Consider the following 15,684-nt stretch of genomic DNA (forward strand, 5'->3'; position numbering starts at 1 on the left):
CGACGCGGCGAACACGAGAGCCACCAAGAAAATGGCCGTACAAATACAGATTACCGGGCGTGGCTCGGTTCTCGATTCGGAGCAGTGATTATGAGCCTCAAACTGAACGACGAAGAAGCCTTCCTGGTAGAGACCGTTCGTAAGTTCGTCGACCGTGAGGTCAAGCCCACCGTGCAGGAAGTCGAGCACGCGAACGAGTACCCGGAGAAGTGGATCGAGCAGATGAAGCAGATCGGCATCTACGGTCTGGCTATTCCGGAAGAGTACGGCGGTTCGCCTGTCACGATGCCCTGCTACGTCCATGTGACCGAGGAACTGGCGCGGGGCTGGATGAGTCTCGCGGGCGCTATGGGCGGCCACACCGTGGTGGCAAAACTCATCACGCTGTACGGAACCGAAGAGCAGAAGCGGAACTATCTCCCGAAGATGGCGACGGGTGAACTTCGCGCGACAATGGCGCTCACCGAGCCCGGCGGAGGATCGGATCTTCAGGCCATGTCGACCAGCGCCAAGACAGACGGGGACGACCTCGTGATCAATGGGTCCAAGACGTGGATCACAAACGCGCGTCGCTCAGGTGTGATTGCACTGCTGTGCAAGACTGATCCGTCCGCGACGCCGCGGCACAAGGGAATCTCGATCGTGCTCGTCGAGCACGGGCCAGGGTTGACCATCTCTCGGGACCTACCGAAGCTCGGCTACAAGGGCGTCGAAACGTGTGAGTTGTCGTTCGACAACTATCGGATATCGTCCGACGCCATCCTCGGCGGCGTACGCGGTGCAGGCTTCGCGCAGATGATGAAGGGTCTGGAAACCGGCCGCATCCAGGTTGCCTGCCGCGCTCTCGGCGTCGCGGCCGCCGCCCTGGAGGACTCGCTCGCCTACGCACAGCAGCGTGAGAGCTTCGGTAAGCCCATCTGGAAGCATCAGTCCGTTGGCAACTACCTCGCAAACATGGCTACCAAGCTGACGGCAGCTCGTCAGCTCACACTGCACGCGGCCGAGAAGTTCGACAGCGGTGAACGATGCGACATGGAAGCCGGCATGGCCAAGTTGTTCGCCTCCGAGGTCGCCATGGAGATCGCACTCGACGCGGTTCGCATCCACGGTGGTTACGGCTATTCCACCGAGTACGACGTGGAGCGCTATTTCCGCGACGCTCCATTGATGATCGTCGGCGAGGGCACCAATGAGATCCAACGCAACGTCATCGCAAGCCAGCTCGTGTCGCGAGGAAAGCTGTAGCGGAACCCGTGGCGTGAGTATCTGCTCGTAGACTGCACGAGGAGAGTCCGTTCGCCCACACCCGTGTGTTCTTGCCGGAATCCATTGCCCGGCATGTGCTGGATGTGCCCGAGCTGGAGGTGCATCGAGTACGTACACGTCGATCGGATTGTTCGAACCACATTTGGATGCGCCGATCACACGCGCTGCTCAGTCGATCACGGTGGCGGCATGACGTCCGGACTCAACACGTTGCGCGGAACGAGCAGACGCAGGGCCCGACCCCGGACTGGACGCGAGGGCCCTGAACTGGAGTGCAGCGGTGGATTGGCGATCCACCTGAGCAAAATTATGGCCGTATGTTTGAAAGGTGGACCACCATGACAGTCGACCCCTCACTCCCTTTGGCGGGTATAACAGTCGTCAGCATCGAGCAAGCGGTGGCTGCGCCCTTCGCGACACGTCAACTCGCCGATCTCGGTGCGCGAGTGATCAAAGTGGAAAGACCCGAGGGCGGCGACTTTGCCCGCCGCTACGACGAAACGGTCAACGGCGAGGCGAGCTACTTCGTCTGGCTCAACAGATCAAAAGAGTCCCTGACTCTCGATTTGAAGTCCGATCATGGACGCGAGATCCTCGAAAAGCTACTCGCGAGCGCCGATGTGTTCGTCCAAAATCTGGCGCCGGGTGCCGCGGCAAGAATGGACCTCGATGCCGAGTCGCTTCAACGGCGTTATCCGTCGTTGATCCCGTGCGATGTTTCGGGATACGGAAACACCGGTCCGTGGGCAGAACGTAAGGCGTACGACATGCTCGTCCAGGGCGAGTCCGGTCTGATGTCATTGACCGGGCCGGACGATGTGCCGTCGAAAGTCGGGATCTCGATCGCGGACATTGCCGCGGGGATGTACGCGTACAGCGGTATTCTCACGGCGCTATATGTGCGGGCTACGACGGGTGTGGCGCGTGCAGTGGAGGTCGCGTTGTTCGAAGCTCTGGGGGAGTGGATGGGCTCGCCCGCCTATTACACCGAGTACGGAGGAACGCAACCGGCGCGCGTCGGTGCCGAGCATGCAACCATAGCGCCTTATGGACCGTTTCCGGCGTCGGACGGGACCGTGCTCATGTCGATCCAGAACGAGCGTGAGTGGCTGAACTTTTGCACCGAGGTACTGGGGGACGTTTCGATCGCTTCCGATCCCAAGTTCGCCAAAAACTCTGCGCGGGTCGCGCACCGGGAAGAGTGCAATACGTTGATTTCCCGTCGAACCGAGCAGTTGTCCACGAAAGACCTACTCGCCAAACTCGACAAATTCGGAATCGCCAACGGCAGATTGGGTGAGGTCGCCGACTTTCTCGGACACCCTTCGCTTTCCGGTCGCAACAGGTGGCGCGACGTCGACACACCGGGCGGATCGGTTCGAGCCCTGCTGCCGCCGGCGAATCTGAGCGGTGTCGAGGCTCGTTTCGATCCAGTGCCCGGGCTGGGGGACCACACGGATCGAATCCTGTCTGAGTACGCATACAGCCCCACCGACATAAAACGACTTCGGATCAACCGCGTAATTTGATACCAAGCAGTTTCGCTGCTGCGGCAGCGAACACAACGACATGGGTCGGGGGCATGAAAATCATGCGGAGCGCTTACACGTCTTTCAAGATCGGGTCGGCGTAGACAGCTGGCACGGGAAACTGCAGGGGTAGCTCTTCGCGGCCGCATCTTCGACCGAATGCGCCCAGGTGGTGCCGTGGATACGGGTGTCGGCGGTAATCGAGCATCTCGTTGCGGGGGGTTTGTCTTTCGGGGAACGCATCCGCGCGGGGTCGGTTATGAACCCGGCCTGCACGGTGTAGTCGAGCCAGTCCGCAATGAACCGCGGCCTGAGCGGGTCGGCGTCGGATACGACGGGTTGGAGATTGTCCGGTATCAGGATCGCGAACTCCCGCCTCACGGGCAATCCGGAACCGTACATCGCAGTGCCGTGGTTCTGGTCCGACCAATGCGGCTTGACGCTTCAAGTCATAGTGGGGTGATTCCAAAGTTGTTGAACAGTAAACGATCTGGTTGAATCAGCGGGTGCGAGCTGCCCCTCTGGTGTTGCGTGACGGTGACCGAGAGATCCTGCAAGCCTGGATCCGGTCCACGACGATGAAGTCCGGACTCGTTCTACGAGCCCGGATCATCACCCTGGCAGCCGACGGAGTCGCCCATACCGAGATCGCCCGCAGGTTCGATATCTCACGCCAGACCGTGATCAACTGGCGCTCCCGCTATCTCGCACACGGCATCGACGGGCTCCACGACGAGCACCGCTCAGGCCGGCCCCGGACTCTGGACCGGGACAAACTGATCACCACCACCTTGACCCCACCACCACGCAAATACGGTGTCACGCATTGGAGTTCACGCCTGCTGGCCGATCACCTCGGTATCGCACACGGCACCGTGTCGAAAGTGTGGACTGAATACGGGGTGCAACCGTGGCGAGCGGAGACGTTCAAGTTCTCCACCGATCCGGAACTGGCCGGCAAGGTCACCGACATCGTCGGGCTCTACATGAACCCGCCCGAGAACGCGATCGTGCTCTGCGTCGACGAGAAGTCCCAGATCCAGGCCCTGGACCGGACCTCACCGACGTTGCCGATGCAGATCGGGATCCCCGAACGTCAAACCCACGACTACGTGCGCAACGGCACCACGACCCTGTTCGCGGCGTTGGAAGTCGCGACCGGCAAAGTCACCGGCGTCTGCAAACCCAGGCACCGCCACCAGGAATTCCTCGCTTTCTTGCGCCATGTCGCCCGCGCCTATCCGAACGGTGAGCTGCACCTGGTGATGGACAACTACGCCGCTCACAAGAAGTCCGAGGTCCGCTCCTGGCTTGCCGAGAACCCGCGTATCCGGGTGCATTTCACTCCGACCTCGGCGTCGTGGATGAACTTGGTCGAGGTGTGGTTCGGCATCATCGAACGCCAAGCCATCCACCGCGGTACCTTCCGCAACGTCCGTGAGTTGACGACCAAGATCCGCGAGTTCATCAACGGCTGGAACCCGAGAGCGAAGCCCTTCGTCTGGACCAAGACCGCCGAGCAGATCTTGGCCAAGGCCGACCGCCGAAGAACTTCAAATACGGCCCAATAGGTCTTGCGAGCCGAGTGACGAGGTGGTCGTTCGACAGGACCCTGATAAAGCCCGATGTGTATCGCCGTGTTCTACCTGCGGGACAATCGGGTGTGCGCCGCGGGGGTCGTCTCCAGTCCGCGAGACTTTGCCGTTGCGCGGAAAATGGTCAATCAACGAGCTGTTGTTGAACCGTCGGAGCTGGCGGATGCCAGCATCCCGCTCAAACACCTGCTTCCAGGAGAGGCCTCGACGGAAGGATGACTCCGCCCACGGGCCGTGATGTGTCAAGAGTCGCGAGCTCGTCCGGAGACCACGTCCCCGCCCGGCCTCCATTCGATTCTTCGAGGGACCCGATGTCTCGGATGTCCACTACTTCAGGCAAACCTCGGTTCTGAACCATCCCGCTGTTGGAGGCTCGTTGTGATGTCCGTACTCAGTCCCTACCTAGCGTACGTTCGATAGCTGTACGATTTACACATGAGTCTTACTGACGCTGAACTTGTCGAAATCCGAAACCTGTTGGAAGTTCATGCCATTCAAGAGGTGATGCTCCGCTACGGGCGCGCGGTCGACCGAGCCGATGCGGCGCTGATGGCGACCATCTTCTGGCCCGAAGGTACCGACAATCACGGCATGTATGACGGCGATGCGGCCGGATTCTTCGAGCGGGCCATCAATGCCCGTGATGATGCAGGCCGGGCCCGCCACCACCACATCGGAGTTCCGCGCATTCTCTCCAGGGACGGGGGCCGGGCGAAGGTGGAGACGTCCTTCGTCTTCGTCGGGGTGTATGGCGCCGGTCAGAACGACAACCTCGGATTGATCGAGCAGGACACCATCGGGTTCAACTCCGGCCGTTACCGTGACCTGTTCGAGAAGCGTGAGGGTACTTGGAAGGTGCTTCGTCGCCTGACCGTGTACGACTGGAGTGCGTCGAGTGCGTACGAGCCGGCCTGGGACTTCTTCAACATCCCGGAGGGAATCAACCGCGGTGCGATTGAGCCTCGGGACGCCACGTACGACGCTGAGTGGTGAGTCGAGTCGGCCAAGAACGTTTCATTTTAGCGCTCGGCGACAGCCACCCGGCCGGGCGGCCGTCCGGTGGCGCGACCGGGACCAGTTTCGGTGGTCGCTCCGCGGATCACGAGCCTCGCGGCGCGCGCGACAACGCGAATCCGTCATCGCGGCGTCGCGCACGCTGAAACCGTTCGTCGAGGCGGCATCGAAGATGTGCCTAGCGCGAGCCAGTTTGCTGTTGATCGCATAGCTGCGTTGACGCGGTCGACTTGCCGAGACCCGTGACGGGAAGCATAGGCGAAAAACACTCCGATCTGGTCGTTCTCGGTACGATCAGCCGTGCCCGAATGCTGACGCTGCACCCCCGCCGATCGAAGCCCCTTCTTCAGGAAACCGGTGCCATCGACAATCAACACCGTGTCACGATCACCAAGCCGGGCGGCCACATGCTCACGCACGTCATCACGGACACCATCGACATCCCAGTCCGCCCGCCGTAGCAACCGCTGCATCCCATCCGGACCGACTTCACCAGCCCGTTCGGCCAGCGTCCACGCGTTGTTACGCTCCAACCCTGCGATCAATCCGGTCACGTACTCCCGAGCCCGCACCCGCGGTTCCGAACGCGTGAACCGCCCGCCGATTCTGGCATGCAGCCAATCCAACTCCGCCGCAACAACATCTACCACACAGGCGAAGTACCCGAACCGAGTGCCGTCGCAGTACTGGGTGGCAGTGGCAGTGCTGAGCGGAATTCTAAGCGCCACTTGCTGAGGTCAAGTTTCATGGAAGACCGCTCTCTTGCCACTGTATCTAACGAACGCTATTGTGACGGGGGTCATGAACAGTTGTCGCGAGGTTGCCATGGTTGCCTGCAAGCAGGCTTGGGGTCTGAACATTTTGAGCTCTACGCCGACGGAGAACACTCCCGTGCTGTCAAAGAGTGGGCTGTCCGAGATCTTTCATGGGCGACATGCGCTGAACCAGGCGCGCTTGGGCTTCAGCCCGGTGAGATCCATTGTCTTCCGCGTCGGAATGGATCTTGGCAAGTCCGGCTTGATCAAGATCTTCGCTGGGCACACGCCCGATACCGGCTCTTGTGTGGCCGTCCCTCGGGCCGGGCTCATGTGCGCGCATCGCAGGCGATTCTCGATTTGAACACCGTTGACGTGAAGGCGTCGGTGCTGGTGGGCGAGTTGGCGTGGCAGCACGCCAGGCACCAGCGGCGAACTAGCGCGATCTGAAATACACAGAGGAGAACACAAGATGGCAAGCGAATTGGCTAAGAAGTTGGACGCAGACCTGCGTGCTTGGACCGCCGGCATGGTTGGAGCTGCGGCCCCCTCGGTCGAGAGTCTGCGCGAGGGCGCCGAGGGTATGGGGACGTTCGGCGCGGAGCGTGATGATGTCGTCGTCGACGAGGTCGACATGGGTGGGCGCCGGGCGCTTCGGCACGTACCGCAGGACGTCGGCGCCGGCGTCATCCTGCACTTGCATGGCGGCGGACTCACGATGGGGTCTCCCGAGTCGCACACCCGACTGGCCGCCCACCTGGCAGCGCGCAGCAAGATGACCGTTTACAACCTCGACTTTCGGCTGGCTCCGGAGCATCCTTTCCCTGCGGCGATCGACGACACAGCGGCAGCGTTCGGCTGGCTGGTCGCCCAGGGCGCGTCGCCCGGGCGCATCTTCCTCAGCGGAGACAGCGGCGGCGCGGCACTGGCGCTGTCGACCTTGATCGATCTCACGCGTGCGGGAACGCGCGTGGCGGGCGGTATCTTCATGTCGCCTTGGGCCGACTTCAGACTCGTTTCGGGATCGTTCGAGAGCAACGACGAGTCCGACGTGATGTGCTCCAGGCCGATGATGCTTCCGCTGCGGCAGAATTATTGCCCGAGCGGAGACTTCGAGAATGTTCGTGTCTCGCCTGCCCTGGCCGGTCTCGCGGGGCTCCCCCCGCTGATGATCCAGGCAAGCGCTGTGGAGGTCCTTCTCGACGATGCGAAGCTCATTGCCCAGCGCGCTGGTGAAGCGGGCGTCGATGTCACCTACGAGGAGTACGACATCGTTCCGCACGTGTTCCAGTTGTTCGCCGGCAACCTTCCGGAGGCCGACGAAGCGTTGCAGTCCGTCGCTGACTGGGCGTCAAAGGTCGCCTGACGCCGGTAGTTCCGACGGGCGATCATAAAGCGCCTCCCCACGATGTCCGTTCGACGGCTTCGCAGGGGGGCGCTTTCGTGTTCGGTTACTGGCCCTGCCAGTTGGGTTCGCGCTTCTCGGCGAAGGCGCGTGGTCCCTCGCGGTAGTCGGCGGTTTTGCGAAGCTCTGCAAACTCCCTCTTCGAGCGCTCCCAGTGTTCTTCGTCCGCCGCGATCCAATCGCCATCGATACCCAGAGCCATGCGCTTTGTCGCCTGGACCGAAAGCGGGGCGTTGACGCAGATGCGGTCGGCGAGCTCCAGCGCAGCTTCAACCAGTCGCGCACGCGTTACCACGCGATTGACCAGGCCGAGGTCGCGAGCTCGCTCTGCGCTCAGGGGATCTCCGGTCAGCAAGATCTCCATGGCGATCTTCTTGGGAAGCTGTTGCGGCAGCCTGAACGTTCCACCGGCACCGGCCAGCAGCCCGCGCTTGACCTCGGGCAAGCCGAAGGTGGCGGTGTCGGCAGCGACGACCAGGTCGCTCGCCAGCGCGATCTCGGTACCTCCTCCCAGCGCGAATCCGTTGACGGCAGCGATGATGGGCTTGCTGACCACGTGCTTGACGAATCCTCCGAAGTGCCATTTGTCGAACGCCTCCTGCGATGCGTGAGTCGACTCGCCACGCGCGGTCGCCTTCAGATCCACCCCGGCGCAGAAGGAGCGGTCGCCCGCCCCGGTGAGGATGATGACCCAGACCGATGGATCGTGTTCTGCTTCCTCCAATGCGTCGCCCAGCGCACCGGACAGCTCGGCGTTCATGGCGTTCATCGCAGCAGGACGGTTAAGGGTGAGCACGAGCTTGTGCCCGTGCCGCTCCTGCAGCAGTACTGGTTCGCTGGTCGACTCTGTCTGACTCTCCACGTCTGATCCTCTCGCCGCGACTGGCAACAACCTGAGTATTTTTTGTATAGCTATCGTACGCTATTGACCCCATGTAGGGTGACGACTAGCGTCGGGGCGTTGCCTGCGGGCGAAGGTGCTGGCAGGCTCGATGTTCGGAAGGTGCCACATGAGTGCCATAGGTGCGATTGCCGGTCTGGGGATGACTCAGATGGGCAAGGTCTACGGTCGATCGGCAGAGGACTTCGCCGACGAGGCTGTGACGAAAGCGTGTCAGGATGCAGGCTTGCGCCTGTCAGATATCGATGGGCTGCTGGTCAACCCCGGTGCCATGCGTGGGGTTAACCTCCGTCTTTCCAAGCGACTCGGCCTGGGAGATCTGCGGCTCGCAGCAGATGTCCAGGCGTTCGGCTCGTCAGCTGGCGTGATGGTTCAGACGGCATGCCTGGCGATCGCTGCCGGAGCAGCGAACACGGTCGCGTGCGTCTTCGCGGATGATCCGCTGAGCGAGGGCCTGACTACCGGTGCCCGATACGCGGGCAAAGTCGACGAGCTGACCGGACTGGCCGCTATGCCGGTTGCGGTCGGACTCCGCGGTGCGGTCGCTGGGTATGCCCTGGCGGCGCGTCGCCACATGGCGATCTACGGCACCACGAGCCTCGACCTGGCCGAGGTGGCCGTCAGTGCCCGGTCGTGGGCCGAGTTGAGCCCGCACGCGCAGATGCGCAAACCTATGACCATCGATGATCACCAGAGCTCTCGGATGATTTCTGATCCGTTTCGGTTGTTCGATTGCTGCCTGGTCTCCAACGGCGCGATCGCAGTCATAGTGACCTCGGTCGAGCGAGCACGAGATCTGGCGCAGCCGCTGGTGACGGTCAAGGGCATGGGGCAGTCGCACCCGGACTATCCGATGGATCGTCGCAGCCGTTTCGGTCTGACGACCGGAGCGGTCGAGTCCGGACGGCAGGCCTATCAGATGGCCGGCGTGAAGCCCGAGGACATCGCCCTGGCCGAGCTCTACGACTGCTTCACCTTCACGACGCTGGTGAGCGCCGAGGATTATGGCTTTTGCGAGAAGGGTGCTGGGGGAGAGTTCTTCCGTTCGGGCGCAACGGGTCCTGGCGGGCGACTGCCGATCAACACCGGCGGCGGTCACCTGTCGGGCTACTACATGTGGGGCATGACCCCCCTGTCCGAGGCGGTGATGCAGGTCCGCGGCCAGGCAGGAGACCGCCAGGTCGGTCGCCACGACCTCGCTCTCGTCAGCGGCAATGGCGGAACCTTTGATGATCATTCCACCTTGATCCTGGCTGATGGGGCGTGAGTTGATGAGTCTCCTGCAACTGCAACGCGATACCTGGTCGGCGCCCTTCTTCGACGCGGCCGCTCGGGGTGAGCTGGTCATCTTGCGCTGTCGGGACTGTCACGAGTGGTCCGCGCCCCAGGCGCGTCGCTGCACGTACTGTTCGTCCGACCGAGTCGCCTGGGCCGGGGCGGCGGGCCGGGGCGAGATTGTTTCCTGGACTACGCCGCACCTTCGTGACGGCGAGTCCACCAAGCCCGCTTATGTGGTCGCCATGGTTCAGCTCGATGAGGGGCCGTGGATCTACGCTCAGGGCTCGGCAGGTCTCGAGCTTTGTGTCGGGCAGATGGTGACGATCGAGTTCGCGTCGATCGACGGTGGTGAGTCTCTCCCCGTCATAGCAGTGCCGCGGTAGGCCACTGCGCCTCGAGTTCGTGTCAATTCGTCGAGAAGTTGGACTTGTCGTTCAGTGAAAGGTGAGTGCGATGAAGATGGATCGCCTGGAGTTCATCGGCGTCGTCGTCGAGGACCTCGAAGAAGGAGTGCGCCGGTTCTCCGAGGTGCTCGGCCTCGAGTTCGACATCGTGGACACCACCAAGCTCGACATCCAGGCGGCCGATGGTGTCATGCCTGACGAGAGGGCACCGCAGTCAGGCATGCGAGTGGCCCTCGATGCGAGCGGCACTTTCGAGCTGGTCGAGGTCGAGGGCATGGAGGAGGGTTTCCGCAACGTCCACTTCCGGGTCGACGACATCGAAGCGGCCATCGCAGAGTTGTCAGCGCGTGGACTGCGGCTGGTTCGACAGTTCGTCGTGGGAGGCATGAAGGAAGCGATCTTCGCCGCCGAGGACCTGTATGGCATCCGGGTGTGTCTCCTGGAGTACGAAGGCGACAGCCTCGGGGACGCGATGAGGCGTTCGTCGAAGTAGCAACACCATCCGAGGCGTGCTGATCGCGTCCTCCATCGTGAGAAGGCATTCACCGACGACAAGCCCCTGATCGGGCGCATCAAGACGATCGGCTACACAAGGTCGTGGATCGAGTGGCGCTGACCGTTCCCAGTTCAGCGCACGACTACTCGCTCAAAGGAGCACCAGTGCAACAATTTGCGATGCATGTCGATGGCAAGGACCGGCTGTCCAGCTCAGGCGACTGGTTCGAGACCGAAGACCCGTTTCGAGGCGAACCGTGGGCCAAGATTGCTCGCGGTACGGCCGACGATGTCGATGCCGCAGTCACGGCTGCGCACCACGCGTTCACCCGAGGTGATTGGGGCTCCTTGACCCCGACCGCGCGGGGCCGGGTGCTGAGCCGGGTCGCCGATGGGATCGCCGCCAACGTGGATCTGCTGGCAGAGCTCGAGGTCCGTGACAACGGCAAGCTGCTCGCCGAGATGCGGGGCCAGGTCGCCTATTTGCCCGAGTGGCTTCGGTACTACGGAGGATTGGCAGACAAGGTCGAGGGCACCGTCATCCCGCTCGACAAACCCGGCTACTTCACCTTCACGCGTCGCGAACCGCTCGGTGTCGTGGCCATCATCACCCCATGGAACTCACCACTCATGCTCTTGATGTGGAAGCTGGCCCCAGCGCTGGCGACTGGCTGCACCGTGGTGATCAAGCCATCGGAATTCACCTCCGCCTCGACCATTCAACTCGTCAAGGTGATGGAGGAGGCAGGGCTTCCGCCGGGCGTCGTCAATGTCGTGACGGGCTTCGGGGCGGAGGTTGGCTCTCCGTTGATCGACCATCCCCTGGTGCGGAAGGTCGGGTTCACCGGCTCGGACAGAACAGGACGGCATATCGGCGCACAGGCAGCACGTCAGCTGAAGCGTTCGACCCTCGAGCTGGGCGGCAAGTCACCGAATATCGTCTTTGACGACGCGGACCTGGACGCTGCCGTGAACGGGGTCGTGTCTGGCATTTTTGCTGCCACGGGGCAGAGCTGTATCGCCGGATCGCGCCTCTTGGTCCAGTCCTCAGTCCACGACGAGGTCGTGCGGCGCATCGTCGACATGAGCCGAACCGCTCGCATGGGTGATCCGATGGATCCGGGCACTCAGGTAGGGCCGGTCACGACACGTCCCCAGTACCAGAAGGTGCTCGACTACATTGATGTGGCGATTGAGGAAGGTGCGACGGTTGCGGTCGGTGGTCGACCTGCCGACCGACCTGAGTGCGGCAACGGCTGGTTCGTCGAGCCCACCATCTTCACGGGAGTCGACAACAGCATGCGCATCGCGCAGGAAGAGGTCTTCGGTCCGGTGCTCGCTGTCATCCCCTTCGAAGATGAGCAGGAAGCCATACGCATTGCCAACGATTCACGCTTCGGACTTGGTGCGGGCGTGTGGACCAGTGATATCTCACGCGCCTTTCGGATGAGCGAGCAGATCCAGGCCGGCACCGTATGGGTCAACGTCTACCGGGCGGTCAGCTTCATGGCACCATTCGGCGGTGTCAAGGACTCGGGCATCGGCAGGGAGAACGGTATCTCCGCTATCGATGAATACCTCGAGACGAAGACGGTCTGGATCAACACCGGCGCGCCGACGGCCGACCCGTTCGTCATGCGCTGATTCCTTAGCTCGCCCGAGGCTGAACCACGCGCTGTGCTCCTTGACGCACTTTGGGAGCTGCGGCATACTTCAAGCTAGCGAGCGCTAGAAAGTGCGAATCGTCGTGTCCCCGTGGTTGAGCGAATGTGATCATTTGACGCCATGACATCTAAGAGAAGGGGCTCCACAGTGAGTTTCCGACAGTCAGCCGAGAGCATCGACCGCATCAACGCCACCTTGGCCAACAAGCGACTCACTGGCGAGCGCATCGAGGTAGCTTTCCGTAGCGATCCCGACGTGATCGCTACGGTGCTGCCCGCGCCGCTGATGCCTACCGGTTCCGGCCGGGTCGTGGTGCGGGTCACTCGCTGGGTTACGAACTACTGCGGCGCTTTCACGATGGCAGGCCTGTACGTCGACTCGGTCCATAATGGTATCGAGGGCGAGTACATTCTGGCGATGTTCATCGACGGCTACGATCCCGCCCTTCTGATCGGGCGTGAGGGATTCGGCGAGCCCAAGAAGATGGCCTCGATCGATCTGTTCCGCACGCAGAACTCGTTCGTCGGCACGGTGGATCGGATGGGTACTCGGCTGATGACGCTACACGTGGATGCTGGCGAAGACACCGGACCGGCCGCGGGCAACGGCGTACTGTACTCGGTGAAGGCCACGCTAGCTCTGGGAGGTGGCCTACAGGACGACGCACTCCTGCTCGCGCAGGAGGTCGAGGTCCGCAGCCCGCAGGTTCGACCGGGGACCGGCTCGGTCGTCCTGGGCGGGACTGCTCATGATCCCCTCGACGAGTTCCCCGTCCTCGAAGTGCTCAGCGCCTCGTACGCCACATCCGAGATGGGTCAGCCTCGACCGGTGGGTGACAGCTACCTCCAGGCCGTGATCCCTAAGGAGGAGTTCCTGCCGTTCCACTACGGCCGACTGGACGACTGGAGCGCGCACAACGCCCTCGATCAGCATGAGAACGGCTTGGCTGGGACGGTCTGAGCACGTCGCTGACGTACCACGCCAACGCTGATCAGGCGGCCTGCAGATCTCGATCTCTGGCCGGCCGCTGCTCGATTTGAAACAGAACCACTATCCAGGAGGTGTTGGTGAGATCATGGACGTGATGCAGCCGACCAGCCCTAGACAGGGATCCCCCTACCCCGGTCTGATGATGGACTTCCCGCTCACCGTCCAGCACGTCCTCCGCCGGATGGAGGGTATCTGGGGCGGCAAGAAGGTCTTCACTCTCATCGACCCTGACACCGGTGCGTGCGCCGAACGGGATTTTCGAGATGTCGTCGCTAGAGCCGGCCGGCTAGCGCATGCCTTGCAACGACTCGGGGTGCGACCGGGCGACCGTGTCGGGAGCCTGGCCTGGAACAACGCGCAGCATCTCGAGGTGTACCTGGCCGTCATGAGCATGGGTGCAGTGCTGCACACCATGAACCTGCGTCTGCACGGCGACCAGCTTGCCTACACGGTCGACCACGCCGAGGACGTCGTCGTGCTGGTCGAGAGCTCGTTGTCTGGCCAGTTCGCCGAGGTGCTGCCCGGTCTGGAGTCGGTCAGAGAGGTCATTGTGATCGATGACTTCAGCAACCCGGCTCCGGAGCTGCCGAGCGCCCTCGACTATGAGACGTTGCTGGAGCGTGAGGACCCCAACTTCGAGTGGCCGCACCTCGATGAGCGGTCTGCAGCTGCGCTTTGTTACACGTCCGGCACGACCGGCGACCCCAAGGGGGTGCTGTACTCTCACCGGTCGATTATTCTGCACGCTTTGGCGATGTCGGGCGCCGATGTTTACGGAATCACCAGCCGAGATCGGGTACTTGCGCTCGTGCCGCTGTTCCACGCGATGGGTTGGGGTCTTCCGTTCATCTGCGGCCTCGTCGGAAGTGACATCGTCATGCCGGGAAGGCACCTGAAGCCGGGTCCCCTGGCTCGATTGATCGCCGACCAGCGGGCGACCTGGTCAGCGGGTGTTCCGACTCTGTGGCTCGATCTGCTGCAGTACATGGATGAAGCCGCTGATGCAGGTCGCAGCCACGATCTGTCTTCGCTCGACACCATCCTGTGCGGAGGGACGGCGGTGGCTGAAAGCCTGATCGAGGCGTACAAGACCCGCTTCGATGCTGACGTGATCGAAGGCTGGGGGATGACCGAGATATTTCCGGGCGCGACGGTTGATCGCGGGTCCATGAGCGCCGCGCGGACCGACGGAGGCACGCGCCGCAAGACGGCGGGCCGAGTTTCCCCGTTGTACGAGCTGCGACTGGTGGACGTCGACGGTACGGTCATGCCGAACGACGGCGTAGCGGTGGGCGCCCTCGAAGTACGTGGCCCAGCAGTCGCGAGCGGCTATTTCAAGTCCGACGCCGCGACTGCGGCAGCGATTCACGACGGTTGGCTCCGCACGGGCGATGTGGGCACGGTCGATTCCACGGGGCAGCTACGGATCACCGATCGCGCCAAGGATGTGATCAAGTCCGGAGGCGAATGGATCTCGTCTCAGGACCTTGAAGTTGAGCTGCTTGCGCATCCCGCGGTTCGCGAGGCTGCCGTCATTGGGGTGGCTGATCAGCGATGGGGCGAGCGACCCCTGGCGTTCGTGGTGTTGGGAGCTCCGGCTACGGAGTCCGACTTGAAGACGTTCCTGATGGAACGCGTGGCACGCTGGTGGGTGCCGGAACATTTCGAGATCGTCGACGAGATCCTGCGGACGACGACAGGCAAGTTTGACAAGAAGATCCTGCGCGCACAGTTCGACGAGCGACACTGACTGCTGGTCGACCCGCCGAAGATCTTTGGCCCCACACCGCGCGAAGTGGTATGGGGCCATTGCCATGGGGGCACCTTTCAGAGCGGCGGGTTCCGCGACACGATGCGGATCGAGTCGCGGGCGTGTCGCTGCGCTCTCGGCAGTCGACACGGTCTGCTCGCTATCTATCGTTGATAGCGGCTCGGCCGGTAGGCCGATCTCCCAGTGAGGCGACCGCTCGGTGGTGGATGCAAGGGTAGAAGTTCATCTGAATGGACAGCTTTGTACAGGCCGCAGTGGAGGGCCTACGGCTGGACCGTCTCAATGACCCCGATCATGGGGTCACGCCGCGGTCAAGCTGGGCACCATCACCGACATCGCGGGGCTGCTATCGCGCCTGGTGGACTGGGGAGTCGCTGCGGAGATCCTCTCCATCGCCGCTGCGCAGCGCCGAGCGGACTCTGGTCAACCACGTCGGGCCTGATGGTGGGCTATGTGAATTCGCGATCGACCTCGTAGGCGCCATCGCAGCTTGTCGTGGGAGCTCAGGTGACCGAGGCACTCATGATTCAGGCTTTGCAAGAGACAGCTTGCGTCGGCGTCATGCGGCAAGTCGTCAAGGTGACCAAGGCCGTCAGGCGTATGACGTGTCTTCGCA

General features: G+C 62.5%; 13 protein-coding genes and 1 pseudogene. 12 read left to right on the plus strand and 2 right to left on the minus strand.

Annotated elements, in window-relative coordinates; translation table 11 throughout:
• The first annotated feature begins 90 nt into the window (after positions 1-90).
• The 5 genes from BOX37_RS13090 (at position 91) to BOX37_RS13115 (ending at position 5,383) form a co-directional block, all read left to right on the plus strand.
• Positions 91-1,245: an acyl-CoA dehydrogenase family protein gene (locus tag BOX37_RS13090; protein ID WP_071927890.1), complete on the plus strand. Its 1,155-nt coding sequence runs from the start codon at positions 91-93 to the stop codon at positions 1,243-1,245.
• 359 nt (positions 1,246-1,604) lie between these two features.
• Positions 1,605-2,795 (plus strand): CaiB/BaiF CoA transferase family protein, encoded by a 1,191-nt coding sequence (locus BOX37_RS13095; protein WP_071931452.1) that lies wholly within the window; start codon positions 1,605-1,607, stop codon positions 2,793-2,795.
• Positions 2,796-3,301: 506 nt separating this feature from the next.
• Complete coding sequence (locus BOX37_RS13105) at positions 3,302-4,366, plus strand: IS630 family transposase (RefSeq protein ID WP_071927892.1); 1,065 nt, start codon at positions 3,302-3,304, stop codon at positions 4,364-4,366.
• Positions 4,367-4,420: 54 nt separating this feature from the next.
• Complete coding sequence (locus BOX37_RS36110; protein WP_071927893.1) at positions 4,421-4,609, plus strand: oxidoreductase C-terminal domain-containing protein; 189 nt, start codon at positions 4,421-4,423, stop codon at positions 4,607-4,609.
• 216 nt (positions 4,610-4,825) lie between these two features.
• The gene (locus BOX37_RS13115; RefSeq protein ID WP_071927894.1) at positions 4,826-5,383 is read left to right on the plus strand and encodes a nuclear transport factor 2 family protein; all 558 of its coding nucleotides are present in this window, start codon (positions 4,826-4,828) and stop codon (positions 5,381-5,383) included.
• A 242-nt stretch (positions 5,384-5,625) separates the two neighbouring features.
• Here BOX37_RS13115 and BOX37_RS13120 read toward each other — a convergent pair.
• Positions 5,626-6,054 (minus strand): annotated as a pseudogene (locus BOX37_RS13120) (IS701 family transposase); the annotation flags it as partial.
• 577 nt (positions 6,055-6,631) lie between these two features.
• On the opposite strand from BOX37_RS13120, the gene BOX37_RS13130 reads away from it, so the two are divergent.
• Entirely contained in the window at positions 6,632-7,525 is an 894-nt protein-coding gene (locus BOX37_RS13130; RefSeq protein WP_071927896.1) for an alpha/beta hydrolase, read from the plus strand.
• A gap of 85 nt (positions 7,526-7,610) precedes the next feature.
• Here the strand turns inward: BOX37_RS13130 and BOX37_RS13135 are convergent, their stop codons facing one another.
• A complete protein-coding gene (locus BOX37_RS13135) occupies positions 7,611-8,426 on the minus strand; it encodes a crotonase/enoyl-CoA hydratase family protein (RefSeq protein ID WP_071927897.1) in 816 nt (271 codons plus the stop codon).
• Positions 8,427-8,574: 148 nt separating this feature from the next.
• Between BOX37_RS13135 and BOX37_RS13140 the strand changes: the two genes are divergently transcribed.
• The 6 genes from BOX37_RS13140 (at position 8,575) to BOX37_RS13165 (ending at position 15,047) form a co-directional block, all read left to right on the plus strand.
• On the plus strand, positions 8,575-9,732 hold the full coding sequence (locus tag BOX37_RS13140; protein ID WP_071927898.1) for a thiolase family protein: 1,158 nt from the start codon (positions 8,575-8,577) through the stop codon (positions 9,730-9,732).
• A 4-nt stretch (positions 9,733-9,736) separates the two neighbouring features.
• Positions 9,737-10,126 (plus strand): Zn-ribbon domain-containing OB-fold protein, encoded by a 390-nt coding sequence (locus tag BOX37_RS36115; protein ID WP_167659929.1) that lies wholly within the window; start codon positions 9,737-9,739, stop codon positions 10,124-10,126.
• A 70-nt stretch (positions 10,127-10,196) separates the two neighbouring features.
• The gene (locus BOX37_RS13150) at positions 10,197-10,640 is read left to right on the plus strand and encodes a VOC family protein (protein WP_071927900.1); all 444 of its coding nucleotides are present in this window, start codon (positions 10,197-10,199) and stop codon (positions 10,638-10,640) included.
• Between the two features lie 182 nt (positions 10,641-10,822).
• Positions 10,823-12,286 (plus strand): aldehyde dehydrogenase, encoded by a 1,464-nt coding sequence (locus BOX37_RS13155; protein ID WP_206045888.1) that lies wholly within the window; start codon positions 10,823-10,825, stop codon positions 12,284-12,286.
• A gap of 216 nt (positions 12,287-12,502) precedes the next feature.
• The gene (locus BOX37_RS13160; protein ID WP_167659930.1) at positions 12,503-13,267 is read left to right on the plus strand and encodes an acetoacetate decarboxylase family protein; all 765 of its coding nucleotides are present in this window, start codon (positions 12,503-12,505) and stop codon (positions 13,265-13,267) included.
• Positions 13,268-13,382: 115 nt separating this feature from the next.
• Positions 13,383-15,047: a long-chain-fatty-acid--CoA ligase gene (locus tag BOX37_RS13165; RefSeq protein ID WP_240505331.1), complete on the plus strand. Its 1,665-nt coding sequence runs from the start codon at positions 13,383-13,385 to the stop codon at positions 15,045-15,047.
• Positions 15,048-15,684: the final 637 nt, after the last annotated feature.

The sequence above is a fragment of the Nocardia mangyaensis genome (assembly GCF_001886715.1).
GTDB lineage: Bacteria > Actinomycetota > Actinomycetes > Mycobacteriales > Mycobacteriaceae > Nocardia > Nocardia mangyaensis.

Excerpts from the sequence above, each read along its gene's own strand:
- BOX37_RS13090 (WP_071927890.1), top strand. The coding sequence starts at position 91 with ATGAGCCTCAAACTGAACGACGAAGAAGCCTTCCTGGTAGAGACCGTT.
- BOX37_RS13095 (WP_071931452.1), top strand. The coding sequence starts at position 1,605 with ATGACAGTCGACCCCTCACTCCCTTTGGCGGGTATAACAGTCGTCAGC.
- BOX37_RS36110 (WP_071927893.1), top strand. The coding sequence starts at position 4,421 with ATGTGTATCGCCGTGTTCTACCTGCGGGACAATCGGGTGTGCGCCGCG.
- BOX37_RS13115 (WP_071927894.1), top strand. The coding sequence starts at position 4,826 with ATGAGTCTTACTGACGCTGAACTTGTCGAAATCCGAAACCTGTTGGAA.
- BOX37_RS13130 (WP_071927896.1), top strand. The coding sequence starts at position 6,632 with ATGGCAAGCGAATTGGCTAAGAAGTTGGACGCAGACCTGCGTGCTTGG.
- BOX37_RS13140 (WP_071927898.1), top strand. The coding sequence starts at position 8,575 with ATGAGTGCCATAGGTGCGATTGCCGGTCTGGGGATGACTCAGATGGGC.
- BOX37_RS36115 (WP_167659929.1), top strand. The coding sequence starts at position 9,737 with ATGAGTCTCCTGCAACTGCAACGCGATACCTGGTCGGCGCCCTTCTTC.
- BOX37_RS13150 (WP_071927900.1), top strand. The coding sequence starts at position 10,197 with ATGAAGATGGATCGCCTGGAGTTCATCGGCGTCGTCGTCGAGGACCTC.
- BOX37_RS13155 (WP_206045888.1), top strand. The coding sequence starts at position 10,823 with ATGCATGTCGATGGCAAGGACCGGCTGTCCAGCTCAGGCGACTGGTTC.
- BOX37_RS13165 (WP_240505331.1), top strand. The coding sequence starts at position 13,383 with ATGGACGTGATGCAGCCGACCAGCCCTAGACAGGGATCCCCCTACCCC.